The following is a 22,900-nucleotide window of genomic DNA, read 5'->3' on the forward strand; positions in this document are numbered from 1 at the left end:
CCCTTCCCTGACTCAGGCGCGAGGTTCGCGAACGATCAGCACGTCGCCCGGCGCGGCCTCGAGGATACGGCGGGCGACGGCGCCGAGGCGGCCGTCGAAGGGCGCTCCGCCGCCATGGGCCCCGATGACGACGAGATCGACGTCCCGGTCGTTCATGTAGTCGCGGACCAGCCGCTCGGGCGCACCATGCTCGATCAGCACCTGAAGGGCCGGCCGGCGCGCCTCGGCGATCCGGGCGGCGGCGACGAAGACGTCGCTGTGGCGCGCCAGTTCGGCGCGCAGGTCGTCGCGGAAGCGCGGGTTGTCCTGGAAGCCCGGGAAGGGCACCTCCCAGCCGTGCATCAGGGTCAGGCGGGCGTCAGGGAACAGGCCGGCGACCGTCCCGAGCGCGTGCTGGCTGGCGGGCGTGAAGTCGGTGGCGACAAGGAGCTCCTCATACGGACGAGGCCGCCGCTTGACGACGAGGACGGGCGCTGCAGCCCGACGGACGAGACGCTCGACGGTGGCGCCCAGCAGATGGCGGCCGAGGGCCTCGTCCCGGGCCACCCCGGTGATGATCAGATCGACGCCTTCGGCGGCGGCTATGGCGAGGATGGCGTCGGCCGGGTCGCCTTCCGCCACCCGGACGTCCAGCGTGCGGAGCGTGGCGGGCAGGTCGCGGCGGACCCGGGCTTCGGCGGCGGCGCGAGGGTCGGACAGGCGGCGCCAGCTGGGCAGGTCGTCGGCATCGCGGCGGCTGGGCTCGATGACATTGACGACGATCAGGCGGGCGTCCCACCGTGCTGCCAGCGAGGCGGCGCGATCGAGGGCGCGGTCGCAGCGGCTGCTGAGGTCGGTGGCCAGCAGGATCGTGCGCGGCGTGGCGGGCGGGGTCCGGGCGTCGGTCATGTCGCGTCTCCTTGTGGGATGTAGCGCCATGATCGATCGCCAGCGGCCGACCCGCCTTGATCCAGAACAAGCCGGCGATGTGGACGGACGGTTTCCCTACTCGATCCGCTGGGCGATGCGGGCGGAGGCGCGGTCGAGGACGAAGAACAGGCCCTTTTCGCCGTTGTCGGCGAGGCGCAGGCGGCCGGTGACCTCGACCAGGTGATAGCCGGCCTCGATCGGGCGGGAGAGGCGCACCTCGACCACCTCGTTGGGCTCGGCCGGGGGGTGGAACAGGCACACCGGCGTGTAGGGCGAGATGAGGAAGTGGCGGATGCGGGTCGTCGCCTCGAGCGGCAGCATGTAGCCGCGCAGGGTCACGCGCCGGCCGTCGAGGCGGCGCACCTCCGGCGGATGGGCGGCGCGGTAGAGCTGGGTCGGCTCGTCGATCCAGATGCGGGTCGCAGAGAGGGTGCGCCAGAGGGGATGGTCGGCGCGCGGCAGGGTCATCTGCAGCTCGCGCTCGGCGGCCAGCTCCTCGTCGACGGGCAGGCCGCCGCCCTGGCTGGCCATGGGGCCGGTGGCGACAGGGGGCAGGTCCGCCCAGGGCGCGGCGAGATCTTCCGGGGGCGCGGCCTCGGGAGCTTCTGCGGCGGGGCGGTCGCAGGCGGCCAGCAGGGCGGCGGCGAGGATCAGGGACGCGGCGGCTCTCACGACCGGCTCTCCAGGGCGGCGAGGGGGTCGAGGCGCAGCACCACGACGAGGGCGGGGAGGGCGGCGACGAGGCCGAGGGCGGCCGGGATCAGCAGGGTCAGGAGATCGGCGGGCCCGAGCGGCGGCGGAACAAGCGCCAGCGGCGTCGCTTCGGCGGCGGCGGTCACCGCCATGACCGCGCGGCCCATGGCCCAGCCGGCGAGGCCTCCGGCAAGGCCCAGCAGCAGACCCTCGGCGAGCACCAGTCGGGCGAGGGTGGCGGGCCTGGCCCCGAGCGCCTTCAGCAAGGCGAACTCGCGTCGCCGGGCGAGCAGGGCGCCGGTCAGGGCGAGGCCGAAACCGGCGGCGGCCAGGAGGCCGAGCCCGGCGCCGAACTGGCGCAGCAGGCCGGCGCCGCCGCCGAGCAGGGCGTTGAGGCGCTGCACCTCGCGCGCCGGCTGGGCCACCTTCAGACCCGGTTCGGCCTCCAGGCGGGGGGCCAGGGTGACTGCCGCCAGCGGGCTGCGGACATCGACTAGAACCGCCGTGATCCGCCGCGCGGCGTCGTCGTGGGCGTGTGCATGGTCATGGCTGTGGTCATGGTCGTGGCCCGGCGCCGCGTGGAGGTCCCAGACGCTGTCCAGCGCGGTCAGGGCGAGCCGGTCGAGCACCGTGCCGGTGGGGGCGAGCACGCCGACGACCGTATAGGGATGGTCGGCGTGGGCCACCGCGCCGGGGCCCTCGCCATGGGCCCCGATGAAGGTGCCGCCGGGCGCGAGGCCGAGCCGCTGCGCCGCCTGCGCCCCCAGCACCGCCTCCATCCCCCCGGTCCACCAGCGGCCCGCGGCGACGTCGCCCCCGTAGAGGTCGGCGTAGGCCGGGGTCGTGCCGACGATGCGGATGTCGCCGACGCTGTCGCCCATGGCCACCGGGACGGCGGCGGCGACCTGGGGGTCGCGGGTCAGGTCGGTCCAGACCTGCGCCGGAATGATCCCCGTCGGGGCGTCGGCCTGCAGCAGGGCGGACATCACGAGCTGGAGGCCGCCGCCCTCGGCCCCGACCACGAGGTCGACGCCGCCAAGGTCGCGCTGCAGGCGGGTCTCGGCTGCGGTCTGGACGAGGGCGACCGCCAGCAGAAGACCGCCCGCGAGGCCGAGCAGCAGGCTGTGGAACAGCCAGGTCAGGGGCCGGCGGGCGAGGCCCGCGAGCACGAGGCGCAGGGTGTTCACCTGTCCGGTCATGCAGCCTCCGCCGGGGTGCGGATCGGCGTCAGGGTCAGGGCGTCCGGGACGCGGGCGGCGAGCCGGCTGTCGTGGGTGGCGATGACCAGGGCCGCGCCGCTGAGGGCGGCGGCCTCCAGCAGCAGATCGGCGGTCGCGACGGCGTGGGCGTCATCGAGGCTGGCGGTGGGCTCGTCCGCCAGCAGCAGGCGTGGCGCGCTGGCGAGGGCCCGGGCGACGGCGACCCGCTGGGCCTCGCCGCGGCTGAGACGGTCCGCGCGACGCCCGGCCAGATGGCCGACGCCGAGGCGGTCGAGCAGCGCCCGGGCGGCGCCGGCGTCCTGCGCCCGGCCGAGGGCGAAGGGGGCGAGCAGGACATTTTCCAGCACGCTCAGGCCATCGACCAGCACGAGGTCCTGGAACACCAGGGCGGCATCGCCTCGGCGTAGCGGCGCACCGGTGTCTGACCAGGTGACCGCGCCGGCGACCGGCGGGAGCAGGCCGGCGAGGGTGAACAGGGCGGTGGTCTTGCCGCTGCCCGACGGCCCCGGCAGTCGCCAGGCCGAGCCCGGCGCCAGCCGGGCGGCGGCGAGGCGGGCCGCCGCGCGGCCTCCGCGGCCGACGTCCAGCGTCTCGATATCGATCATGGGCGGGTCTGCACTCCGGTCCGGCGGGCCCTTGCGAAGACGTTACAAGATAACATATGAGACGCTCAAGTCAGGAGACCGAAATGCCGCAACTGTCCGCTCGCGCCGGCGACGCCGTCGCCATCAGCCTGTCGGGCCTGTGTCTCGCCCACTGCCTCGCCCTGCCGCTGGCGGCGGCGGCCCTGCCGGTGCTCGGTCTCTGGGCGGAGGCCGAGTGGGTCCACTGGGCCTTTGTGGCGATCGCGGCTCCCGTCTCGCTCTGGACCCTGGCGCGCCCGGCCCATGGCGGCGCGGTGCGGCCGGGCCTGCTAGCCCTCGCGCTGGCGGGACTCGCCCTGCTGGTCGCCGGGGCGGCCGGCGTCCCGGATCATGACGCGGAGACGCCCCTGACCGTGGCGGGGGGGCTGACGCTGGCCCTGGCGCACGTGATCAACCTCGCCAGCGGTGGCCGGCAGGCCGCCTAGGGAAGCGTCCCGAGGGCGACGCGGGCGGGCGGGCCGAGGTCGCTGCCGGGCAGCTGGCCCACGGCGACGATGCTCCCGTCCGGCTGGACCCGGACTACGCCGATCTCGCCCTCGGCGAGGCGCAGGCCGGTGGCGCGGACGATGTTGCCGCCGTGGCTGACGATGGCGACGTTGCCGCTCTCGCGGGGCAGGGCGCGCAGCAGGGCGGCCAGCTCCTCGCCGGCCTGGTTGACGTCGCGGCCGCCGGGCACGCCGGGGTTGGGGTGGATCAGGCGAGGCTCGATCTCATAGGTGCCGAACATGTAGCGCGCCGTCTCGGTGGTGCGGCACATCGGGCTGCTGAGCACCCGGGACGGCAGCAGGCCGAGCGCCCCCAGGGCCACGCCGGTCTCCTGCGCGCCGGCGATGCCGGCGACCGACAGGTTGCGCTGGGCCGTGCAGTCGTGGGCAGGCCGGGTGTAGTCGTCATCGCGGGCCGGGATCTCGGTGCGCTCATGCCGGATCAGCATCACCAGCCCGCCCGCGCGCAGCTGGTCGATCAGCTGGCTGACCCGCGACGGGGCCGGGGCGTGGGCGGCGCCCTGAGGCACGTGGGGCGGCGCGTGGGGCGGCGCGGGGGGCGGGGTCTGGGCCAGGGCCGGACCGCCGAGCAGGACGAGGGCGGCGGCGAGGGCGAGCGGGGATCGTGTCATGTCGGTCTCGGCAGGCGGGGTCAGGCGGCGGCGGCCGAGGGACCCCAGTGGGGGAAGGGATCGGGGAACTTCTTCCAGCCGTCGGGACCGCGCTCCATCTCGAAACGGGTCAGCAGGGCCTTGTCGAAGCGGGCGGTGAGGGCGTCGCGGTCCATCCCGGCGCCGATCAGGACGATCTCCTGGCGACGGTCGCCCCAGGGGGCGCGCCAGACCGCCTCGATGGCGGCCAGCCATTCGGGATTGTCGTCGGGCCAGCGCTCGCGCGGGGCGGAGGCCCACCACAGGCCGCCCCACTCATGCTCCGTGACGGCCCCGGCCTGGCTCCAGGAGCCGACGTAGGCCATGCGCGTGGCCAGCCAGAAGAAGCCCTTGGAGCGCCAGACGCCGGGCCACTCTTCCTGGAAGAGGTCGTAGAGACGCTGGGGGTGGAAGGGGCGACGGGCCCGATAGACGAAGCTGGAAACGCCATACTCCTCGGTCTCCGGCGTGACCTCGCCGCGCAGGGCCGCGCTCCAGCCCGCCGCCTGCTCGGCCTTCTCCATGTCGAACAGGCCCGTGCCGATGATGTCGCGCAGGGGGACGCGGCCGCGTTCGGCGCGGACGATGCGGGCGCGCGGGTTGAGCTGGGCCATCATGGCTTCCAGCAGGCCCAGGTCGGCGGGCGGCAGCAGGTCGATCTTGTTCAGCACGATGACGTCGGCGAACTCGATCTGATCGACGAGAAGGTTGGCGACGGTGCGCTCGTCGTCCTCGCCGAGGTGCTCGCCGCGGGTCTTGAGCCGGTCGGTCGAGGGGTAGTCGCGGAAGAAGTTGAAGGCGTCGACCACGGTGACCATGGTGTCGAGGCGCGCCAGATCGGACAGGCTGAAGCCGTCCTCGTCGCGGAAGTCGAAGGTGGCGGCGACCGGCAGGGGCTCGGAGATGCCGGTCGACTCGATCAGCAGATAGTCGAAGCGGCCCTCGCGGGCGAGGCGCGCCACCTCCTTGAGCAGGTCCTCACGCAGGGTGCAGCAGATGCAGCCGTTGGACATCTCGACCAGCTGTTCCTCCGTGCGCGACAGGTCGGCCCCGCCCCCCTCCCGGACGAGGGCGGCGTCGATGTTCACCTCGCTCATGTCGTTGACGATCACCGCCACGCGCAGGCCCTCGCGATTGGCCAGGACATGGTTCAGCAGGGTGGTCTTTCCGGCGCCGAGAAAGCCGGACAGGACGGTGGTGGGCAGCATCCCGGACTCCGTGACAGACAGCAGGGAAGCCGTTATGTGATGTTATAATGTTGCTTGCAATCGCCCCGACCACCCCGTCCAGCCTCGTCGTGTCCGGCGACGCGCCGTCGGTCGTGGCCGAACTGGCGCGGGACGAGGTGGCGGCGGTGGTCTGGACCCGGCCGAACCCCTGTGTCGACGAAGGCTATCCGGCTTATGCCGAGCCGATGCGCGACGAGTGGCGGGGTCTGCCGTCGTGGCTGGAGGCGGATCTGGAGCTGCTGTCCGGGCTGGTCCGGATCGCGACCGGCGTGGTCGAGGTTCGCGTCCGGCTGGAGACAGCGATCGAGCGGACCTGCCCGCGCTTCCACCAGGACGCCGTGCGCCTGCGGCTGCTGACGACCTACCGCGGGCCCGGCGTCGAATGGACCTGCGCCTCGGGCCAGGGGCCGATCGGTCAGGCCGGGACCGGGGCCGTCGTGCTGATGAAGGGCCGGGACTGGCCGACGCGCGCCCGGCCGCTGCTGCACCGGTCGCCGAAGGCCAGCCGCGCCCGGCCGCGCTGGGTGCTGGCCCTCGATCCGGTCACGCCGGTCCGACCGGCTCAGTCGTAGCGCAGCTCGGTCGCCTTGCCGCGGAAGATGACGTAGGCGAGGGCGGTGTAGGCGAGGATCATCGGCAGGACGAACAGGGCCCCGATGAGGATCAGGAACAGGCTCTCCGGCGCGCTGGCGGCCTCGAACACGGTCATCCGCTCCGGCACCACATAGGGGTAGAAGGAGTAGGCCAGCCCGGTGAAGGCCAGCACGAACAGCGCCACGGCCCCGGCGAAGGGCGTCCAGCTCCAGCGGTCGCGGGAGTCCGGCAGGTGGCGCAGGGCCAGCCACAGGGCGGCGAGGATGGCGGCGGAGGCCAGGGGCAGGACGGCGAGGGGCACGGCCTCGGGCAGGCTGAACCACTTGTCGAAAATGCGCGGGCTGACGAGCGGGCTGGCGAGGGACACGGCGGCGAGGCCGCCAAGCACGCCCCACAGGCCTGTCTTCGCCCAGCCCACGGTGCGCTGCTGCAGCTCTCCCTCGGTCTTCATCAGCAGCCAGGCGGCGCCGATGAAGGCGTAGCCGGCGGTCAGGCAGACGCCGACGCCGAGCGCGAACAGCAGGGTCCAGGGGGTGAATTGCAGCCCCATGACATAGATGCCGAGCATGAAACCCTGGGACAGGCTGGTCAGCAGGGAACCGGCGAAGAAGGCCTGGTCCCAGCGCGCCTTGCCCTTGCCCGGCCACTTGGCGCGGAACTCGAAGGCGACGCCGCGCAGGATCAGGCCGAGCAGCATGATCGCCACCGGCAGGTAGAGGGTCGAGAGGATCTCGCCATGGGCGGCCGGGAAGGCCACCAGCAGCAGACCCACCGCCAGCACCAGCCAGGTCTCGTTGGCGTCCCAGAAGGGCCCGATCGAGGCGATCATGCGATCGCGCTGGTCCGGTTCGGCGAAGGGCAGGAGCACGCCGACGCCGAGGTCGAAGCCGTCCAGCACGACATAGATCAGGATCGACAGGGCCATCAGCCCCGCGAACACCACCGGCAGCCAGACGGTCGGATCGCCGAGCAGGGTCATGGCACTCACTCCGCCGGGACCACGGCGACCTCGGCCGCGCCGGAGCGGGGCTCGAGGGCGACGGGCCGGCCCTGGGCGGCGCGGCGCGCCAGATAGAACAGGACGCCGACATAGGCCGCGATCAGCAGGGCGTAGACCGCGAGGTACATCAGCAGGGTGGACAGGACCATCGGCGCCGGGACGTCGGCGATGGCCTGCTTCGTCGTCAGGACGCCGGTGACGAGCCAGGGCTGGCGGCCGATCTCGGTGGTGTACCAGCCGGCCAGGGTGGCCAGCCAGCCGGAGAAGCTCATGGCCACCAGGCCGCGCAGCATCCAGCGCCCGAGCCGGTCGTCGAAGCCGGCCTTGCGGCGCAGGAACCAGACCGCGGCCCAGGACATGGCCAGCATCAAAAGGCCGGTGCCGACCATGATGCGGAAGGACCAGAACACCGGCGAGACCGGCGGGTGCAGGCGCGTACCGTCCTCGGCGACGAAGTCGTTCAGCCCGGGGACGACGCCGTTCGGGTCATGCTTGAGGATCAGGCTGGCGCCGTTGGGCACGCCCACCTCGAAGCGGTTCTCGCGCGCCTCCTCGTCCGGGACGGCGAACAGCACGAGCGGGACGTTCGACCGGGTCTCCCAGTTGGCTTCCATGGCGGCGACCTTGGCCGGCTGGTGCTCGAGGGTGTTCAGCCCGTGCATGTCCCCGGCGAAGATCTGCACCGGGATCAGCACGGCCCCCAGGACCACGCCCGTCTTCAGGGCGGCGCGCAGGCCGGCCGAGCGGTCGCCGAGCAGGTAGCGAAAGGCCGACAGGCCGGCGATGAGGAAGGCCACGGTCAGGCCGCTGGCCAGCAGCATGTGCGTCAGCCGGTAGGGCATCGACGGGTTGAAGACGATCTGCAGCCAGTCGGTGGCGTGGGCCACGCCGTCACGCATCTCGAACCCGGCCGGGGTGTGCATCCAGGAGTTCAGCACCAGGATCCAGAAGGCGCTCATGGTGGTGCCGAAGGCGACGAGGAAGGTCGCCAGGGTGTGCAGCCAGCCCGGCACGCGGCTGAAGCCGAACAGCATGATGCCGAGGAACACCGCCTCGAGGAAGAAGGCGGTCAGCACCTCATAGGCCAGAAGGGGGCCGGCGATGTTGCCGATGGTCTCCATGAAGCCCGGCCAGTTGGTGCCGAACTGGAAGCTCATGGTGATGCCCGAGACGACGCCGAGGGCGAAGCTGAGGGCGAAGACCTTCACCCAGAAGCGGTAGGCTTCCATCCACTTCTCGTTGCGGGTGGCGCTGAAGCGCAGCTTGAAGAACAGCAGCACCCAGCCCAGCGCGATGGTGATGGTGGGGAAGAGGATGTGGAAGGAGATGTTGGCCGCGAACTGGATCCGCGACAGCAGCAGGGTTTCCATGGCTCAGGCCTCCGTGGCCGGGACCAGCCGGCCTTTGCGGGCGCCGCCCGCGAACGGCACGATGCGCTCGGCCCCCTCGACCAGGCGCTGGATCTTGCTGCCCAGGGCCAGCAGCTGGACCAGCCGCTCCGTCTCCAGACGGTTCATGTCGCTGTACCAGCCGGACAGCAGCTCGATGAGCCCGCCGAGCTCGGCGATGCGGGCGTGGGCGTGGCGGTCCTCCTCGGTGGCGGGCTGCTGCATCTGCAGCTCGCGCAGCTTGGTCAGGGTCGGATCGATCTCACGCTTCTTGCGCTCCTCGACGAGGGTGCGGACGATCTCCCACAGGTCCTGCGGCGTGGTGAAGTAGTCGCGCCGGTCGTCCGGCATGTGCCGCAGGCGCACGAGGTTCCAGCTCTGCAGCTCCTTCAGCCCCATGGAGACGTTGGAGCGCGAGAAGCCGAGGCGCTCGACGATCTGGTCGGCATTGAGCGGCTCGGCGCTGAGGAACAGCAGGGCGTAGATCTGGCCGACCGTGCGGTTGATGCCCCAGCGCGAGCCCATCTCGCCGAAGTGGAGCACGAACTCCTGGTGGAGCGGGGGAAGTTGCATCGCCATCTGAACTTTCAGAATTTTCTGAAATTGCAGATACGCGGCGCGGCCGCGGCGGGCAAGTCGCGGCGACGCGGCCGCGTGTCGCGCCGGCCCAGGGGGGGGCGAAACGCAAACCGCCGGGCGCCCCCGCGGGCGCCCGGCGGTCCGGGTGTCCCTGGAGAGAGACGCCTCAGAAGGCGAAGCTGATCCCGGCCTGGACGCCGCGGCGGGCGCCCGGAAGGATGCCGCGCGAGCGGTCGACGACATAGAGCTCGTCGGTCAGGTTGCGGCCGGTGACGAACACCGTGAGCGGCGTGCCCGGCAGGTCGGCGTTCAGCGTGGCGTTCCACAGCAGCACGTCGTCGATGCGGCCGCGCTGGCCATTGGCCGTGACGGCCACGGTATTGAGGTCGTCGGTGAACATGGCGTCGGTGTACTGGGCCTCGATCTCGCCCTGCAGCCAGCCGCGGTACTCGTAGCCGACGGCGGCAGTCCACAGCCACTCCGGCGCATAGGGCAGGCGGTTGCCGGTGACGCTGACGGTGGTGAAGCCGGAGACGCTGGAGAAGCGCCGGCCCTCGAAGCTCGCGTCGGCGACGTGGGTCAGGCTGAGGCGGGCATAGAGATCGTCGCCATTCTGCAGCCAGCCGGCCTCGCGGGCCGAGCCGCGCGCCAGCAGCTCGACACCCTGGTGCAGGGTCTCGCCGGCCGAGGTCAGGGTCGAGCCGACCCCGCCGGCGACGCTCTGCGGGATGATCTGGTTGTCGAAGGTCATGCGGAACAGGCCGACGTCGAGGTAGAGCCCCGGGGCGACGTCGCCGCGCAGGCCCAGCTCCCAGTTGACGCTCTCCTCGGCGTCGAGGTCGACCGAGCCGCCGGTGCTGTTGCTGATGATGTCCTCGACGCGCGGCGGGGCGAAACCCTTGTGCACGCCGGCATAGACCACCGAGCGGTCGCCGAGGCGGTACATCACGCCGAGACCGGGGACGACCACGTCGAGGTCGGTTTCGCCCTGCGCGCCGTTGAGGCGGTTCAGGCGCTCGTACGCGATCCGCTCCACGCGCACGCCGGGCTCGACGATCCAGGCGCCGGACTCGATGCGGGCGCTGGCGAAGGCGCTCCAGGCGTCCGTGAGGCGTTCATTGTTCTCGACCACGCCGGCGTTGGGGCCGGTCCCGGGGGTGCGGGCGCGGGGCGTGTCGCCGTTCCATTGGCGGCGCTGCTGCTCCTCGGTGTGATAGCGCAGGCCGGCCTCGAGCCGGACCTCGGCGCCAAAGGCGGTGGTGTCGTGGCTCAGCCGGGTCTCGATGCCGCCGGTCCGGTACTCGCGCAGCCGACCCTCGTTGCCGCAGGTCGTGTTGAGGTTGGCCAGGCCGCCGCAGGCCGGGTCGGAGGCGTCGTTGGGCCGCTGGCCCGAGTTGGACGACTGGCGCCACCAGTAGCGGTCGAAGGTGGAGCCGTAGAAGCTGGTCTTCAGGGTCGTGGCCGCGTCGAGGAACCAGGCGTGGCTGAGCGCCGCGCCCCAGCGCTCGATCTCGAAGGAGTCGTTGGCGAAGGGGTTGGCGTAGGGGTCGGCCGTAAACTCGGCCAGCGTCAGGCCTGAATAGGTGACCTGCGAGTCCTCCTCGTGCCGGCTGATACGGGCGGTGAGCACCTGATCGGCGCCGATGTCCCAGGTCATCTTGCCGAGGATGTCCGTGTACTGCAGGTCCTGGTTGTCGCGGCTGGTGTCGGTGCGCCGGGTCTGCACATGCAGCAGCCCGCGGCCGCCGAGGGCCGGCCCGCCGACGAGGCCGTCGACCTCGCGGTAGCCCTGCGAGCCGCCCGCCACGCGCAGGGCGCCGCCGAAGGTCTCCGGGGCCTCGGGGGTGATGTAGTTGATCACGCCGCCGATGGTCTGCGGCCCGAAGCGCACCTGGGAGGCGCCCTTGAGCACCTCGACCCGGGCGTAGCGGCCGAGCGACGGGTGGAAGTAGCTGGCGTTGTCGCCATACGGCGCATAGGCCAGCGGCAGGCCGTCCTCCAGCAGCAGCACCTTGGTCGAGCGGGTCGGGTTCAGGCCGCGGATGCCGATGTTCGGCCGCATGCCGAAGCCTTCCTCGTCCCGGGCGAAGACGCCGGGCGCCTGGCGCAGGGCGTCATTGACGGTGAAGGGGCGCGAACGCAGCAGGTCGTCCGCCTCGAGGGTGGCGCCGGAGCCCGGGATGGTCAGCAGGTCGGCGCGTTGCCCGATGACGACGATCTCGGCCACCCGCGGCCCGGCCTCGGTCGCCGCCGCCGGCGCCTGGGCCTGGGCGGCGCCGCTGGCGACGAAGGCGGTGAGCATGGTGGAGGCGAGCGCGAGGGAGCGGAGCATGAGGGGCCCTGAGATGGCGAGTTATTCGCAGTCGCGGGGTGCTAATGAGAATGGCTCCCAAAAGCAAGCGGCGCGCGGTCGCGGCGTCCGGTCGCGGGGGGAGGCTCAATGGCCGGGGGCGGCGTCCAGCTCGCGCCGCAGTTGCGCGGCGAGGTCGAAGAAGCGGTCGCGTACGGCTTTGGCGTGAGGGTTGGCGCGCTCGATGGCGAGGAAGACCTCGGGGGCGTCGTGCCGCACCATCTCCACCGCCTGCATGAGATGGCTGAAGCTGCGGGTGGTGAGGGTGCGGGGCAGGGGCTCCATCTCGACGAGGATGCGGGCGATGAGATGGGTCAGGCCCTGCACCATGGCCGCCTCCCGATCATGGGCGTCGGCGGTGGTGATGTGGACCTTCAGGCCGAGGGCGCGGCGCAGGAAGGCGGCGACGCGCCGGACGCCGGGGCTGCGCACGGGGCACAGGGCGATGCCGAGGCCGCGCACCCCGTCGCGCGCGCTCTGGGGGCCGAACAGGGGGTGGGTGGCGAGGATCTCGACGTGCTCCGGCAGGCCGGCGGCCATGATCGCGGAGGGCTCCAGCTTGACCGAGCCGACATCGAGCACGAGCGCGCCCGGTCTCAGGTGCGGGCGGATGGCGGCGACGGTGGCGGCGAGGGCCGGGACCGGAACGGCGAGGATGACCACGTCGCAGGCGGCCGCCTCGGCCAGGGTGGCGGGGGCCAGACCCCGACCGGCAGGGTCCGTCGGGACCGGCGTATAGGGGTCGTGGACGCGCAGGGCGAACCAGGGCTGCAGATGATGCGCCGTCAGTCGCCCGAAGGCGCCGAAGCCCAGAAGGCCGACGGTCGAGACGGAGCGAAGGGACGCGCGCATGGGAGCCTGCAGGGGGAGGAAGACCCCCGGATGTGTATCAGCCCGGCGCCGCGACGTCCTCGTGCTCCGCCGCCCGCTTGCAGGCCGGGCCGGCGGCGTCCATCACTGGCGGCATGTCGAACCACGACAAGATCGTCCGCAGTCTCGGTGTGCAGATCCTGGCGGGCGACCTGCCCGTCGGGGGTAATCTGCCGCCGGAGCCGCGGCTGCTGGAGCGCTTCGGCGTGTCCCGCACGGCCCTGCGCGAGGCGATCAAGACCCTGTCCGCCAAGGGGCTGCTGGTGGCCAAGACGCGGGTCGGCACCCGCGTCGCTGACCGGGCGCAGTGGAACTACTTCGATCCCGACGTGCTGGCCTGGCGGGTCGAGGCGGGGGTCGACGCCGAGTTCCGCCGCAACCTGGCCGAGGTGCGGCTGGCGCTGGAGCCGACCGCCGCCGCGCTGGCGGCGGAGCGCCGCACGCCCGAGGACCTCGCGGCCATGACCCGGGCGCTGGAGCGAATGGGCGCCGAGACGGGCTCGCCGGTGGGGTTCGCCCGGGCGGATCTCGAGCTCCACCTCGCTGTCGGCGCGGCGTCCCGTAATCCGATGATCCGCTCGATGGCGGCGGTGATCCAGGCGGCGCTGATGGAGGCCTTCACCATCAGCCCCCCGGTGCAGCGGCCGGGGCTCCACGCCGAGACCGTCGCGGCCCACGCGCGTATCGTCGACTGCATCGCCGCGAGGGACGCCGACGGGGCGGCGGCCGCGATGCGGGCGGTGATCCAGAGCGGCGTCGACCGGATGGCGCGCGAGGCCCGTGGGGCCCGCGCGGCGTCTCCGACAAGTCCGCGCTGAGGTCGCCGGCGACTGCGCCACCGTGGTGGTGGCCGAGGCGCTGGTCATCGCCGTCCCGCCTCCACGGCGTCTGATCGCCGCCTCACGCCCGGTTCCCCCGGGCCTCGGGGGGCCGTATGGAGAGGGGATCGCCAGCCCGGAGCCGCTCATGTCGTCCATCGTCCAGCTGCAGGTGCAGCGCCGCGACCTGAAGCAGGCGCGGGTCGTGACCACGCCGCTGACGCCGCCGGCGCCGGGCGAGGTGGTGGCGGCGATCGACCGGTTCGCCCTGACCGCCAACAACGTCAGCTACGCCGTGACCGGCGAGAGCATCGGCTACTGGGGCTATTTCCCGGTCGACGCCGACTGGGGCCTGGTTCCGGTCTGGGGCTTCGCCACGGTGACCGCCTCGGCCTGCCCGGACATCGCCGTGGGCGAGCGTCTGTACGGCTTCTTCCCCATGGCCTCGCACGTCCGGCTCGCGCCGGGCAAGGTCAGCGGATCGGGCTTCACGGACATGGCGGCGCACCGCCGCGACCTGCCGGCCCTGTACAATCGCTACAGCCGCCTGGCGGGCGAGCCGCCGGCGCTGGCGGAAGCGGGGGACGCGCGGGCCCTGCTGTTCCCGCTGTTCGGCACCTCCTGGGTGCTGGCCGACTATCTGGACGACAACGCCGCCTTCGGGGCCTCGCAGGTGCTGATCGCCAGCGCCTCGTCCAAGACCGCCTTCGGTCTGGCCTGGATGCTGACGCGCGAGCCGACGGTGCGCCGGCGCGTGGTCGGCCTGACCTCCGCCGGCAACCTCGATTTCACCCGCTCACTGGGGCTGTACGACGAGGTGGTCGCCTATGAGGACATCGCCGGGCTTCCCGCCGACGCGCCGGCGGTGCTGGTCGACATGTCCGGCTCGGGCGCGGTGCTGCAGGCGGTGGACGACCGGCTGGGCGAGCGGGTGAAGGCCAATGTGCTGGTGGGGGCGACCCACTGGGACGCGGGGCGGCGCCCCGGGGCGCTGAAGGGCGCGGCGCCCGCCTTCTTCTTCGCTCCGGCCCAGTTCGCCAAGCGCGAGGCCGACTGGGGGCCGGGCGTGGCCCTGCGGCGGGCGATGGAGGCCAGCGGCCGGATCGCCGCCGACGCCGGGGCGCAGCTGGAGGTGCGGCATCTGCAGGGGGCGGACGCCGCCCGCGAGGCCTGGCTCGACATGCTGGCGGGGCGCACGCCGCCCCGGGCGGGGCTGATGCTCAGCCTGGGCTGAGACCGCCGCCGCCGCAGGCCGGGCAGTGCGGATCGGCGGCGATGCGGCTGGTGCGGGCGCGCCAGCCGAGGCCGTCGAACAGCATCATCTCGCCGGCCGGGGCCTCGCCGACCTCCGCGAGAACCCGGAGCGCGAGCAGGGCGGCGGCCGAACCGATCACGCCGGCGAGGGCGCCGACCACCCCCATGCGGGCGCAGGTCTCGGCATCGGGCGGCGGCTCGGGCACATAGCAGCGCCAGCAGGGCTCGCCTCGCAGCAGGACGACCTGGCCGTCCCAGCGCCCCAGCGCCGCCGCCACCAGCGGCAGGCCGCGCGCGATGCAGGCGTCGCCGACGAGGGCGCGGGTCTCGAAGCTGTCGCTGCCGTCCAGCACCAGATCGACGTCGGCCAGGAGATCGCCGACCGTGTCTGCGTCCAGCCGGACGGGGCGGGGCTCGACCGCGACGTTCGGATTGAGGGCGGCGAGGCGGGCGGCGGCGACCTCGACCTTGGGCCGGCCGATGTCGGCGGTGTCGAACAGGATCTGGCGCTGCAGGTTGGACAGGGCGACGTCGTCGTCGTCGATCAGGCGCAGGGCGCCGACGCCCGCCGCCGCGAGATAGAGGGCGGCCGGGGCGCCTATGCCGCCGGCCCCGACGAGGGCCACGCGGGCGGCCTTCAGCCGTTGTTGGCCGGGCCCGCCGAGCTCGCGCAGCACCAGATGCCGGGCGTAGCGCTCCACCTCCTCGTCACTGAACATCAGGCCATACTCCAGGCCCGGGCGGCCGGGCTCCCCGAACATAGAGATCGCGCGGCGGCGCGCCAGCCGCGGCGGGGCGGCCGCCCTTGCCGCGCCGGCCCGGTCTGTCATGATAGCGCTATCACAAACAGGCCGGGTCAGCCGGCCGATCTCTGGGAGCGGGCGATGAAGGGACTTTGGCGCGGCCTTGCGGCCTTTGGTCTGGCCTGCATTCTCGTGTGCGGGCCGGGCAGCCCGGGCGGAGCCCGGGCGGAGGACGGTTATCGGCTGTGGCTGCGCTACGAGCCGGTCGAGCCCGCGCACCGGGACGCCTACCGCGCCCTCGCCGCCGGGCTCCTTCCGGCGGGGAACAGCCCGACGCTGCAGGCGGCGACCGCAGAGCTGCGTGAGGGTCTGTCAGGGCTGACCGGTCGAGCGGTTGAGGTGGTCACCCGGGCGGACGCCGGTGTCGTCCTGTATGGCACGCCGGCGGCCTCGCCCGAGATCGCCGCCCTGGGCCTGCCGCTGGAGGGGCTGGGGGAGGAGGGCTATCTGATCCGTAGCGTGAGGATCGAGGGCCGGCCCGTCACGGTCATCGCCGCCAATGCGGACCGGGGCGTGCTCTACGGCGCCTTCGCCTTCCTGCGTCACCTGCAGACCCGCGGACCGGTGGCCCGACTGGACATCCGCTCGGCGCCGTCGGTGCGGTTGAGGCTTCTGAATCACTGGGACAATCTCGATCGGACGGTGGAGCGCGGCTATTCGGGCCAGTCCATCTGGGACTGGCATCGGCTGCCGGAGTTCACACCGCAGCTCTACGCGGACTACGCCCGCGCCAACGCCTCCGTCGGCATCAACGGCACGGTGCTGAACAACGTCAACAGCAACGCGCGCTCGCTGACGGCGCCGTACATCGCCAAGGCGGCGGCGCTGGCGGACGTGTTCCGGCCTTATGGCGTGAGGGTCTATCTGTCCGCGCGGTTCAGCGCGCCGGTCGAGATCGGCGGACTGCCGACGGCCGATCCGCTGGATCCGCGTGTCCGGGCGTGGTGGCGATCCAAGGCCGACGAGCTTTACGCCGCCATCCCCGATTTCGGCGGCTTCCTGGTCAAGGCCAACTCCGAGGGGCAGCCGGGGCCGCAGGACTATGGCCGGACCCATGCGGACGGGGCCAACATGCTGGCCGACGCCCTCGCCCCGCACGGCGGCGTCGTGATGTGGCGCGCCTTTGTCTATTCCGAGCTCAACCCCGAGGACCGGCACAAACAGGCCAACGCCGAGTTCGAGCCGCTGGACGGGCAGTTCCGCGACAATGTGCTGGTGCAGGTCAAGAACGGGGCCATCGACTTCCAGCCGCGCGAGCCCTTCCACCCGCTGTTCGGCGCCATGCCGCGCACCCCCTTGCTGCTCGAGTTCCAGATTACCAAGGAGTACCTCGGTTTCTCGACCCACCTCGCCTATCTGGGACCGCTGTTCGAGGAGGTCCTGCAGGCGGATACGCATCGTCCGCGGCCGGGGACGACGGTCGCGCATGTCGTCGATGGTCGCGCCTTCGGCCATCAGCTGACCGGCGTGGCCGGGGTCGCCAATATCGGCTCGGATCGCAACTGGGCCGGTAGCCACTTTGACCAGGCCAACTGGTACGTGTTCGGACGCATGGCCTGGGATCCGGCCGGGACGGGCGCCCGCGCGGTCGCCGGGGAGTGGGCCCGGATGACCTTCTCCAATGCGCCGGAGGTCGTCGAACCGATCGTGGAGATGATGATGGGGTCGCGCGAGGCGGTGGTGGACTACATGACGCCCCTCGGCCTGCATCACCTGATGGGCACGGGGCATCACTATGGTCCGGCGCCGTGGGTGTCGGACCTCGCCCGTCCGGAGTGGAACCCGGCCTACTATCACCGCGCCGACGCCGGCGGCATCGGCTTTGACCGCACGGTTACGGGCTCGAACGCTCTCGCCCAGTACGCGCCCGGCGCCGCGGCCGCATGGGCGGATCCGGCGACCATCGACGAACGCTACCTGCTCTGGTTTCACCGCGTGCCGTGGGATCACCGGATGGAGTCCGGACGACCGCTCTGGGACGAGCTGGTGCTGACCTATGACCGGGGGGTGGCGGCTGTGGACCGCATGGCCGCCACCTGGGCGTCGCTCGCCGCTCACATCGACCCCGAGCGTCACGCGGAGGTGTCCCAGTTCCTGCGCATCCAGCAGGCGGAGGCGCGCTGGTGGCGCGACGCCTCGGTGGCCTACTTCCGGGAGGTGTCCGGCCGGCCCCTGCCGCCGGGTGCGCCGGAGCCGGCCCATCCCCTCGCCTGGTACCAGGCGCAGAGCTTCCCCGACGCCCCCGGCCACTGGGACTGAGGACGTCGGGCGAACGCCGCCGGCCGCGTCAGCTCCAGCTGTAGGCGGTCTTGGTCTGGGTGAAGAAGTCGGCGGCGAGGAAGCCCTGCTCGCGCGGGCCGTAGGACGACTTCTTCGTGCCGCCGAACGGCACGTGATAGTCGACCCCGGCGGTCGGCAGGTTGACCATCACCATCCCGGCCCGGGCGCGCCGCTGGAAGTCGCGGGCGTGCTTCAGCGAGCTGGTGACGATGCCGGCCGACAGGCCGAACTCGACGCCATTGGCGATCTCCAGCGCCTCTTCGTAGCTGCTCACGCGGATGGTCGAGGCGACCGGGCCGAACACCTCTTCCTGATTGATGCGCATGGAGGCCGCCGTGTCGGCGATCAGGGTCGGGCGCACGTACCAGCCGGGTTTGTCCAGCTGCGGCCGGTCGCCGCCGGTGATCACCCGGCCGCCGTCTTCCAGCGCCACCTGGATGTAGCGGTAGGAGGTCTCGCGCTGGTCCTCGCTCACCGCCGGCCCGATGTTCGTCTCGGGGTCGAGGGCGTCGCCGACCTTGAGGCCGCGCAGCTTCTCGGCCAGGGCCGCGACGAAGCGGTCATGGATGCCGTCCTGCACGATCAGGCGGCTGGAGGCGGTGCAGCGCTGGCCGGTGGCGAAGAAGGAGCCGTCCAGGGCGATCGCCACGGCCCGGTCGAGGTCAGCGTCGTCCAGCACGATCAGCGGGTTCTTGCCGCCCATCTCCAGCTGTACCCGGGCCTGTCGCTTCGCCGCGCCCATGGCGACGCCCGCGCCCACGCCCTGCGAACCGGTGAAGGAGACGCCGTCGACGCCCGGGTGGTCGACGATGGCCTGGCCCACGCCGCCGCGGCCGATCACCATGTTCAGGACGCCCCTGGGCAGGCCCGCCTCGTGCAGGATGGCCACCAGCGCCTCGGCCGTGGCCGGGGTCGGGCCCGCCGGCTTGATCACCACCGTATTGCCGAAGGCCAGGGCCGGGGCCGCCTTCCACGCCGGAATGGCGATGGGGAAGTTCCACGGGGTGATCAGGCCGAACACCCCGACCGGCTGGCGATAGGTCTGGATCTCCACGCCGGGGCGCACCGACATCAGGTTCTGGCCGTGCAGGCGCAGGGCCTCGCCGGCGAAATACTTGAGGATGCGCGCCGCCCGGGCGGTCTCGCCGATGCCCTCGGCGAGGGTCTTGCCCTCCTCGCGCGACAGCAGGCGGCCGACCTGCTCGCGGCGCTCCATCAGCAGGTTGGAGGCGCGGTCAAGGATATCCGAGCGCACCTCGGGCGAGGCCTCGGACCAGGCCGGGAAGGCGGCGCGGGCCGCCTGCACCGCGGCGTCGACATCCGCAGGGGTCCCGTCTGGCGTCCGCGCCACGACGTCGCGCGTATCCGACGGATTGAGGCTCTCGGCCGGTCGGTCGCCGCCGACCTTCTCGCCGTTGATCCAGTGGGACAGTTCGAGGGTGTCGGCCATGAGGGGGCTCCGGAAGTGGCGAAGGCGGCGAGACCGCCGCCTTCGATTTGTCAGACAATAGAAGAAATGGGGTCAGCCGGTCATCTGTTCCAGTTCCTTGCCGCGAGTCTCGTGGACCAGGGCGAGGACGAAGAACACCGACACCAGGGCGCTGGCGGCGTAGAAGCCGTAGGTCGCGGTCAGGCCGATGCCGGCGGCCATGATCGGGAAGCTCAGGGTGATGCCGAAATTGGCGATCCACTGGGCGAAGCCGGACACCGCCAGACCCGAGCCGCGGATCTGGTTCGGGAACATCTCGCCCAGCATGACCCACATCACCGGGCCCCAGCTGAAGTTGAAGAACATGACGTAGACATTGGCGGCGACGAGGGCGAGCAGGCCCATCTCCGGCGTCAGGTCGAGGAAGCTGGAGCTCAGCACCGTCGAGGTCTCGTAGACCGTGCCGTTGTTCAGCACCGTCCCGGCCGCGATCTCGGTCCCCTCGGCCATGAAGGCCCCGGTCGAGAAGGCGTAGGCGACGAGGCCGAGGGTGACGGCCATCCCGACCGAGCCGATCAGCAGCATCGGCTTGCGGCCCATCCGGTCGATGACCAGCAGGCCCAGGATCACCGCCGCGATCGACAGGGCGCCCGACAGCACATTGATCAGCAGGGCGTCGTTCTCGCTCAGCCCGACCGACTGCCACAGCACCGCGCCGTAGTAGAAGACGATGTTGATGCCGACCAGCTGCTGGAACACCGCCAGCCCGATGCCGGCCCAGACGATCATGCGCACGCCGCCGGTCTTGCGGTCGATCAGGTCGGACAGGCGCGGCTTGTGATCGGCTACCAGCGACTGCTGGATCTCGGCGACCTTGAGCCCGGCTGCCTTCGGCCCGAACAGCCGGCCGAGCACTTCGGCGGCCTTCTCGTGGCGGCCCTTGATCACGAGGAAGCGCGGGCTCTCGGGGATCAGGAACAGGGCGAAGAAGAACACCACCGCCGGGATCAGCTCCATCCAGAACATCCAGCGCCAGGTGGTGAAGCCGAACCAGAACGGCTCGGTCGAGCCCCCTGCGGTGTTGGCCAGCAGGTAGTTGGCGAGGAAGGAGAAGAACAGGCCAGAGATGATGGCGATCTGCTGGATCGTGGTCAGCCGGCCCCGCATGTGCGCCGGGGCGATCTCGGAGATGTAGGCGGGAGCCATGACGCTGGCGGCGCCGACGGCCAGACCGCCCAGCATGCGGTAGATCACGAACTCGGTGGAGCTGGTGGCGATGCCCGAGCCCCAGGCGCTGACGATGAAGAACATCGCCGCCAGGATCATCATGGCGCGCCGGCCCCAGATGTCGGCCGCGCGCCCGGCGAAGGCGGCGCCGACGGCGCAACCCAGCAGCATCGAGGCGACGTTGAAGCCGGTGCCCACGTCCTCGGAATTGAAGGCGATGCGCAGGCCGTCGACCGTGCCGTTGATCACCCCGCTGTCATAGCCGAACAGGAAACCGCCGATGGTGGCCACCAGAACGGTGAGCAGCACCAGCCCCATGTTGGTCTTCTCGAGGTCGGCGGATGCGCCCCCGCCCCCCGTGGTTGTCTCCGTCATTGTCGAACCCTCCCCGGTCCCGGGCTTTGCGCCCCTGTGTACAACGTCCGCCTATCTCCAGCCGGCGTCGATGAAATACTCGTGCCCCGTGATGAAGCGGGCGTCGTCCGAGGCCAGGAACATCGCCAGCGCCGCGACGTCGCGCGGCTCGATGCGCCCCTTCAGGCACTGGGCGGCGACGATCTCGGCCTCGCCCTCGGGTGTGTACCACTGCATCTGGCGCGGGGTGCGCACATTGCCGGGAACGATGCAGGCGACCCGGACCCCGTCCGCGCCCAGCTCGCGCGCCAGCGCCCGGGTCATGCCCTCGATGCCCGCCTTGGCGGTCTCGTAGATCGACAGGTCCGGCAGGCCGAGGTGCCAGCTGATCGAGCCGAGGTTGAGCACCACCCCCGAGCCGCGCGCCCGCATGCCGGACGCGACCGCCTGGGTGCAGAAGTACAGGTGGCGCAGATTCACGGCCACCCGATCATCCCAGTACTCGGGGGTGACATCGGCGAGGGCGTGCCGATCGTCGTTGGCGGCATTGTTGACGAGCACGTCGGGCACGCCGTGCATCGCCGCGATCTCGGCGAAAACCTCGCGCACCCGTTTGAGGTCCTTCAGATCGCAGCGCATGAACTCGGGGGCCGGCGACAGGTGCGCCAGCTGTTCCTGCAGCGCCCGGGAGTCCTTCTCGCCGAAATCGAGAAAGATCACGCGCGCCCCCTGGCGCGCAAAGCCTTCGGTCATGGCGGCGCCAATGCCCGAGCCGCCCCCGGTGATCACGACCAGCCGTCCGCGCAGGGACGGGTAAACTGCGCCGCTCACGCGGCGGCGCCCAGAAGGCCGCGGCCGGCCAGATTGCGCATCAGCCCCGAGACCCCGAAGGTCCAGGGCCTCGCCCGGTCGCAGGTGGTGACCCGGTTCGTCAGCGCGCCCAGGCGGGGCGACGAGACACGAACCCGGTCGCCGGGCTTGTGGGTGAAGCCGCCGCCGGGCGTGTCGCGGTCCTCGATGGGGGCGAACATGGTGCCAAGGTACAATGCAAATCCGTCCGGATACTGATGGTGAACGCCAATGGTCTGGCCGACGAGCTCCTCGGGATCGCGGCTGATCAGGCTCATCGAGCTTTCGCCGCGCAGGACGAAGCCGTCCTCGCCGGTGACCTCGAGCGAGACCGTCGCCGCGCGCACGTCGTCCAGGGTGAAGCCGCCGTCGAACAGGCGGATGAAGGGGCCAAGGGCGGCCGAGGCATTGTTGTCCTTCGCCTTGCCCAGCAGGAGCGCCGAGCGGCCTTCCACGTCGCGGAGATTGACGTCGTTGCCAAGGGTGGCGCCGATGATGCGGCCCTTCGGGTCGGCGACGACGGCGACCTCCGGCTCGGGATTATTCCATACGGAGTCGCACCGGACGCCGACCTCGTCGCCCCAGCCCACCGATGACAGCAGAGGGGCCTTGGTGAAAATCTCCGCATCCGGACCGATCGCCACCTCAAGATACTGCGACCAGAGTCCGTCGGCGATGAGCGCCGCCTTCAGCGTCCTGGCCTGGTCCGAGCCCGGTCGGACGGCGCGCAGATCGGCGCCGACCCGCGCCGCCAGCGCCTTGCGGATCTCGTCCGCGCGACCCGCATCGCCGCGGGCGCGCTCCTCGATCACCCGCTCAACCGCGGAGACCGCGAACGTGACGCCCGAAGCCTTTACGCACTGAAGATCGACCGGGGACAACAGCTGCGGAACGCGATCGGGATGCTCCCAGGCAGGGCGCAGGTCCAGCGCCTCGAGGTCGCCGAGATCCTCGCCGTCGGCGTCCAGCAGCCCCGGCGCCGCCGCCGCCTCGGCCGAGGTCGGGGCGAAGCCCGAGATGTCGAGCACGCGGCCGCCGCGAACCAGCACGGGGGAGGGGCCTTGCGGCAGGCCGAGCCGGCCAAGAAAGACGCCGTCGCGCCAGTCAGACGGCAAGTCATCGATCAACTGTGTCATTTCCCCCGCCGTCTCCGTTGAACGGAGCTCAAGTGTGTTAGCGCTATCATCTCCTCGCGCCGTCGCGTGTCAAGCGCCTCTCGTTCTTGCATCTGCGGACAACCGCCCTAAAACTCAGACAATTAACAAGGGGAGATAC

At 71.7% G+C, this 22,900-nt stretch carries 21 protein-coding genes; 5 read left to right on the forward strand and 16 right to left on the reverse strand.

Annotated elements, in window-relative coordinates:
- Positions 1-12: 12 nt before the first annotated feature.
- From VGN74_RS11120 to VGN74_RS11135, 4 genes are all read right to left on the reverse strand, one after another.
- Positions 13-888, reverse strand: a complete 876-nt coding sequence (locus VGN74_RS11120; RefSeq protein WP_327448156.1) for a universal stress protein — start codon at positions 886-888, stop codon at positions 13-15.
- A gap of 96 nt (positions 889-984) precedes the next feature.
- Positions 985-1,581: a DUF3299 domain-containing protein gene (locus VGN74_RS11125; RefSeq protein WP_327448158.1), complete on the reverse strand. Its 597-nt coding sequence runs from the start codon at positions 1,579-1,581 to the stop codon at positions 985-987.
- Positions 1,578-2,801: an ABC transporter permease gene (locus VGN74_RS11130; RefSeq protein WP_327448160.1), complete on the reverse strand. Its 1,224-nt coding sequence runs from the start codon at positions 2,799-2,801 to the stop codon at positions 1,578-1,580. The genes VGN74_RS11125 and VGN74_RS11130 overlap by 4 nt, the downstream gene beginning before the upstream one ends.
- Positions 2,798-3,427, reverse strand: coding sequence for an ATP-binding cassette domain-containing protein (locus VGN74_RS11135; RefSeq protein WP_327448162.1), 630 nt, complete (start codon positions 3,425-3,427; stop codon positions 2,798-2,800). Before VGN74_RS11135 ends, VGN74_RS11130 begins: the two co-directional genes overlap by 4 nt.
- Positions 3,428-3,510: 83 nt before the next feature.
- Between VGN74_RS11135 and VGN74_RS11140 the strand changes: the two genes are divergently transcribed.
- Positions 3,511-3,891, forward strand: a complete 381-nt coding sequence (locus VGN74_RS11140) for a MerC family mercury resistance protein (protein WP_327448164.1) — start codon at positions 3,511-3,513, stop codon at positions 3,889-3,891.
- Here the strand turns inward: VGN74_RS11140 and VGN74_RS11145 are convergent.
- Entirely contained in the window at positions 3,888-4,583 is a 696-nt protein-coding gene (locus tag VGN74_RS11145; RefSeq protein ID WP_327448166.1) for a hypothetical protein, read from the reverse strand. The genes VGN74_RS11140 and VGN74_RS11145 overlap by 4 nt on opposite strands.
- Positions 4,584-4,603: 20 nt before the next feature.
- Complete coding sequence (gene zigA, locus VGN74_RS11150) at positions 4,604-5,809, reverse strand: zinc metallochaperone GTPase ZigA (RefSeq protein ID WP_327448168.1); 1,206 nt, start codon at positions 5,807-5,809, stop codon at positions 4,604-4,606.
- A gap of 47 nt (positions 5,810-5,856) precedes the next feature.
- Between zigA and VGN74_RS11155 the strand changes: the two genes are divergently transcribed.
- Positions 5,857-6,402, forward strand: coding sequence for a DUF1826 domain-containing protein (locus tag VGN74_RS11155; protein WP_327448170.1), 546 nt, complete (start codon positions 5,857-5,859; stop codon positions 6,400-6,402).
- Here the strand turns inward: VGN74_RS11155 and VGN74_RS11160 are convergent.
- The 5 genes from VGN74_RS11160 to VGN74_RS11180 form a co-directional block, all read right to left on the reverse strand.
- Positions 6,393-7,403, reverse strand: coding sequence for a cytochrome d ubiquinol oxidase subunit II (locus VGN74_RS11160; protein WP_327448172.1), 1,011 nt, complete (start codon positions 7,401-7,403; stop codon positions 6,393-6,395). The two genes, VGN74_RS11155 and VGN74_RS11160, sit on opposite strands and share 10 nt — an antisense overlap.
- 5 nt (positions 7,404-7,408) lie before the next feature.
- Positions 7,409-8,794: a cytochrome ubiquinol oxidase subunit I gene (locus VGN74_RS11165; protein ID WP_327448174.1), complete on the reverse strand. Its 1,386-nt coding sequence runs from the start codon at positions 8,792-8,794 to the stop codon at positions 7,409-7,411.
- A 3-nt stretch (positions 8,795-8,797) separates the two neighbouring features.
- Positions 8,798-9,385, reverse strand: a complete 588-nt coding sequence (locus tag VGN74_RS11170; RefSeq protein WP_327448176.1) for a GbsR/MarR family transcriptional regulator — start codon at positions 9,383-9,385, stop codon at positions 8,798-8,800.
- A gap of 172 nt (positions 9,386-9,557) precedes the next feature.
- Positions 9,558-11,723, reverse strand: a complete 2,166-nt coding sequence (locus VGN74_RS11175) for a TonB-dependent receptor family protein (protein WP_327448178.1) — start codon at positions 11,721-11,723, stop codon at positions 9,558-9,560.
- A 105-nt stretch (positions 11,724-11,828) separates the two neighbouring features.
- Positions 11,829-12,593 carry a prephenate dehydrogenase/arogenate dehydrogenase family protein gene (locus tag VGN74_RS11180; protein ID WP_327448180.1) on the reverse strand — a complete coding sequence of 255 codons (765 nt, stop codon included), beginning with the start codon at positions 12,591-12,593 and terminating at the stop codon, positions 11,829-11,831.
- Positions 12,594-12,706: 113 nt separating this feature from the next.
- On the opposite strand from VGN74_RS11180, the gene VGN74_RS11185 reads away from it, so the two are divergent.
- A complete protein-coding gene (locus VGN74_RS11185; protein ID WP_327448182.1) occupies positions 12,707-13,429 on the forward strand; it encodes a FadR/GntR family transcriptional regulator in 723 nt (240 codons plus the stop codon).
- 148 nt (positions 13,430-13,577) lie between these two features.
- On the forward strand, positions 13,578-14,663 hold the full coding sequence (locus VGN74_RS11190) for a DUF2855 family protein (RefSeq protein WP_327448184.1): 1,086 nt from the start codon (positions 13,578-13,580) through the stop codon (positions 14,661-14,663).
- Here the strand turns inward: VGN74_RS11190 and VGN74_RS11195 are convergent.
- The gene (locus VGN74_RS11195) at positions 14,650-15,405 is read right to left on the reverse strand and encodes a molybdopterin-synthase adenylyltransferase MoeB (RefSeq protein WP_327449478.1); all 756 of its coding nucleotides are present in this window, start codon (positions 15,403-15,405) and stop codon (positions 14,650-14,652) included. The genes VGN74_RS11190 and VGN74_RS11195 overlap by 14 nt on opposite strands.
- Positions 15,406-15,567: 162 nt before the next feature.
- Here VGN74_RS11195 and VGN74_RS11200 point away from each other — a divergent pair, with 162 nt between their 5' ends.
- A complete protein-coding gene (locus VGN74_RS11200) occupies positions 15,568-17,745 on the forward strand; it encodes an alpha-glucuronidase family glycosyl hydrolase (protein ID WP_327448186.1) in 2,178 nt (725 codons plus the stop codon).
- A gap of 28 nt (positions 17,746-17,773) precedes the next feature.
- On the opposite strand, the gene VGN74_RS11205 is transcribed toward VGN74_RS11200, so the two are convergent.
- The 4 genes from VGN74_RS11205 to VGN74_RS11220 all read right to left on the reverse strand — a co-directional run bounded on the left by VGN74_RS11205 (position 17,774) and on the right by VGN74_RS11220 (position 22,761).
- Positions 17,774-19,216 (reverse strand): aldehyde dehydrogenase family protein, encoded by a 1,443-nt coding sequence (locus VGN74_RS11205; protein WP_327448188.1) that lies wholly within the window; start codon positions 19,214-19,216, stop codon positions 17,774-17,776.
- 72 nt (positions 19,217-19,288) lie between these two features.
- Complete coding sequence (locus VGN74_RS11210; protein WP_414643554.1) at positions 19,289-20,797, reverse strand: sugar porter family MFS transporter; 1,509 nt, start codon at positions 20,795-20,797, stop codon at positions 19,289-19,291.
- Positions 20,798-20,848: 51 nt separating this feature from the next.
- Positions 20,849-21,607: an SDR family oxidoreductase gene (locus tag VGN74_RS11215; protein WP_327448190.1), complete on the reverse strand. Its 759-nt coding sequence runs from the start codon at positions 21,605-21,607 to the stop codon at positions 20,849-20,851.
- Complete coding sequence (locus tag VGN74_RS11220; protein ID WP_327448192.1) at positions 21,604-22,761, reverse strand: fumarylacetoacetate hydrolase family protein; 1,158 nt, start codon at positions 22,759-22,761, stop codon at positions 21,604-21,606. The genes VGN74_RS11215 and VGN74_RS11220 overlap by 4 nt, the downstream gene beginning before the upstream one ends.
- Positions 22,762-22,900: the final 139 nt, after the last annotated feature.

Origin of the sequence: Brevundimonas sp. (genome assembly GCF_035998205.1) — a bacterium.
Lineage (GTDB): Bacteria > Pseudomonadota > Alphaproteobacteria > Caulobacterales > Caulobacteraceae > Brevundimonas.

Bases quoted from the DNA above. Each gene is read 5' to 3' on its own strand.
- VGN74_RS11190 (WP_327448184.1), top strand. From the start codon at position 13,578: ATGTCGTCCATCGTCCAGCTGCAGGTGCAGCGCCGCGACCTGAAGCAG.
- VGN74_RS11210 (WP_414643554.1), bottom strand. From the start codon at position 20,797: ATGACGGAGACAACCACGGGGGGCGGGGGCGCATCCGCCGACCTCGAG.
- VGN74_RS11200 (WP_327448186.1), top strand. From the start codon at position 15,568: ATGAAGGGACTTTGGCGCGGCCTTGCGGCCTTTGGTCTGGCCTGCATT.
- VGN74_RS11160 (WP_327448172.1), bottom strand. From the start codon at position 7,403: ATGACCCTGCTCGGCGATCCGACCGTCTGGCTGCCGGTGGTGTTCGCG.
- zigA (WP_327448168.1), bottom strand. From the start codon at position 5,809: ATGCTGCCCACCACCGTCCTGTCCGGCTTTCTCGGCGCCGGAAAGACC.
- VGN74_RS11165 (WP_327448174.1), bottom strand. From the start codon at position 8,794: ATGGAAACCCTGCTGCTGTCGCGGATCCAGTTCGCGGCCAACATCTCC.
- VGN74_RS11155 (WP_327448170.1), top strand. From the start codon at position 5,857: ATGTTGCTTGCAATCGCCCCGACCACCCCGTCCAGCCTCGTCGTGTCC.
- VGN74_RS11170 (WP_327448176.1), bottom strand. From the start codon at position 9,385: ATGCAACTTCCCCCGCTCCACCAGGAGTTCGTGCTCCACTTCGGCGAG.
- VGN74_RS11220 (WP_327448192.1), bottom strand. From the start codon at position 22,761: ATGACACAGTTGATCGATGACTTGCCGTCTGACTGGCGCGACGGCGTC.
- VGN74_RS11180 (WP_327448180.1), bottom strand. From the start codon at position 12,593: ATGCGCGCGTCCCTTCGCTCCGTCTCGACCGTCGGCCTTCTGGGCTTC.
- VGN74_RS11135 (WP_327448162.1), bottom strand. From the start codon at position 3,427: ATGATCGATATCGAGACGCTGGACGTCGGCCGCGGAGGCCGCGCGGCG.
- VGN74_RS11185 (WP_327448182.1), top strand. From the start codon at position 12,707: ATGTCGAACCACGACAAGATCGTCCGCAGTCTCGGTGTGCAGATCCTG.
- VGN74_RS11140 (WP_327448164.1), top strand. From the start codon at position 3,511: ATGCCGCAACTGTCCGCTCGCGCCGGCGACGCCGTCGCCATCAGCCTG.
- VGN74_RS11130 (WP_327448160.1), bottom strand. From the start codon at position 2,801: ATGACCGGACAGGTGAACACCCTGCGCCTCGTGCTCGCGGGCCTCGCC.
- VGN74_RS11205 (WP_327448188.1), bottom strand. From the start codon at position 19,216: ATGGCCGACACCCTCGAACTGTCCCACTGGATCAACGGCGAGAAGGTC.
- VGN74_RS11175 (WP_327448178.1), bottom strand. From the start codon at position 11,723: ATGCTCCGCTCCCTCGCGCTCGCCTCCACCATGCTCACCGCCTTCGTC.
- VGN74_RS11145 (WP_327448166.1), bottom strand. From the start codon at position 4,583: ATGACACGATCCCCGCTCGCCCTCGCCGCCGCCCTCGTCCTGCTCGGC.
- VGN74_RS11120 (WP_327448156.1), bottom strand. From the start codon at position 888: ATGACCGACGCCCGGACCCCGCCCGCCACGCCGCGCACGATCCTGCTG.